This is a genomic window from Stenotrophomonas sp. GbtcB23 (assembly GCF_019091045.1).
In the GTDB taxonomy this organism is placed as follows: Bacteria; Pseudomonadota; Gammaproteobacteria; order Xanthomonadales; family Xanthomonadaceae; genus Stenotrophomonas; species Stenotrophomonas rhizophila_A.
In genome coordinates this window covers 1-1,331 of the sequence record NZ_JAGXKC010000118.1, presented here as the reverse complement: position 1 = coordinate 1,331, position 1,331 = coordinate 1, and the positions used below count along the sequence as shown (strand labels likewise).

Below are 1,331 nucleotides of genomic sequence, written 5' to 3'. Positions count from 1 at the left end.
GTCCCCCTGGCCGAAACGACGATCTATGAAATGGTGCGCCGCGGCGAGTTCCCGCGTCGTTTCAACCTGACGCCACGCTGCGTCGTATGGGACTTGGCTGAGGTGGAAGCGTGGATCGAGCAGCGCAAGCATGCTCCTCGCGCCAGCGTCTCGAAGCCGGATGTCCATCTACGAAAAACCCGCCCTGTCAGGGCGGGTTCGAGCGAGGCGTAAGGCCAAGCGGCGGCACTCATCCAACCAAGGCTTCCAGTGCCTTGGATGCCGAGCGCGGCACTCGCCGTCCCTCCTTCGCCACGTTGACCTGCAAGGCCACCCGCGCCACCTCAAAAACGTCCTTGGCCAGCGAGTAACTGCCCTTGGCCTGCTACCAGGCCAATACGTCCGCCAAGTGCCAGATCGACGCGCTGCCCTCATGCACCGGCGCCGGAAAACTGCCCGGATGCGCCAGCATCAGCTTGCGCATGTTCTGCCGCGACACGCCCACGATGTCGGCCACGTCGGTCAGCCCAACCAGATCCGGCGCCACCTCGATCAATCGCGCTGTCGGCGCGGCGCGGCGCACATCGGCCAGTGCGCTGCGCACGGCCTCGTCCGCATCCGCTGCCTCGCGGGTGAACTCCAGCGCCAACCGCCCCGGCTGCCCGATGCCGACCAAGGCATCGTCGCAGCCGGCTTCGCCCAGACGCTCCACCAGTGCATCCGGGTCGCGGTCATCATCGGTGAGCTGGTATTTCAGAGTGAAGGTGTATTCCATCGCGCTACTCCTTGGCACCATCGTCAGCTACGCGCTGCTGGCGGTGCGTGGTGCAGTTGTCCACGACGCGCCGCAAGGCGCGCGCGTGGTTGCCGGGATTCTTCGGCGTGCTCCATACGCTGGTGATGCAGAACTCGCCGCAGCGGCATTCCTCATCGTTGTACGGGCAATACATCCGCCCCCAAGCGTGGCTGCCCCCGACTTCGACGCGCCAGCCCTGCCCTTCGGCGTGCCTGAGAGCTTCCTCGACCTCCTTCTTCGGATGAGGGGAACGAGCCATCAGTGATCTCCAGTATGGGGATGACCGGTTAGGTTGTCAAGTGACAACCTAACCGCTGCTTCAGGCTGTCGCGCTCAACGTCGGCACCACCACGTTGTCCGGCATCAGCTTCGGCATGTAGGTCTGCCCGTCGATCCAGGCATCGACCATGTTGGCCCACTCCTGCAGCATGTGACGCCGCTGCTCGGCGTACTCGGCCTTGTTGTAGACCGAGCGCGAGGAGCGCCCGCCTTCCTCATGCGCTAGGCACTTCTCGATCCAGTCGCGGTTGAAGCCCACCTCATTCAGCAGCGTCGA

General features: G+C 64.6%; 2 protein-coding genes and 2 pseudogenes. 1 reads left to right on the top strand and 3 read right to left on the bottom strand.

Annotated elements, in window-relative coordinates:
• A partial coding sequence (locus KVS69_RS18265) for an AlpA family phage regulatory protein (protein WP_217539415.1) occupies positions 1-213 on the top strand: 213 nt, incomplete at its 5' end.
• 16 nt (positions 214-229) lie between these two features.
• On the opposite strand, the pseudogene KVS69_RS18260 reads toward KVS69_RS18265, so the two are convergent.
• The 3 genes and pseudogenes from KVS69_RS18260 to KVS69_RS18250 form a co-directional block, all read right to left on the bottom strand.
• Positions 230-754: pseudogene (locus tag KVS69_RS18260) on the bottom strand (DNA-binding protein).
• Positions 755-758: 4 nt separating this feature from the next.
• On the bottom strand, positions 759-1,034 hold the full coding sequence (locus KVS69_RS18255) for a hypothetical protein (protein ID WP_217539414.1): 276 nt from the start codon (positions 1,032-1,034) through the stop codon (positions 759-761).
• A gap of 60 nt (positions 1,035-1,094) precedes the next feature.
• A pseudogene (locus KVS69_RS18250) lies at positions 1,095-1,331 on the bottom strand (integrase); the annotation flags it as partial.

What these genes read in the sequence shown, in the direction of transcription:
- KVS69_RS18255 (WP_217539414.1), bottom strand. Translation starts at nt 1,034, where the DNA reads ATGGCTCGTTCCCCTCATCCGAAGAAGGAGGTCGAGGAAGCTCTCAGG.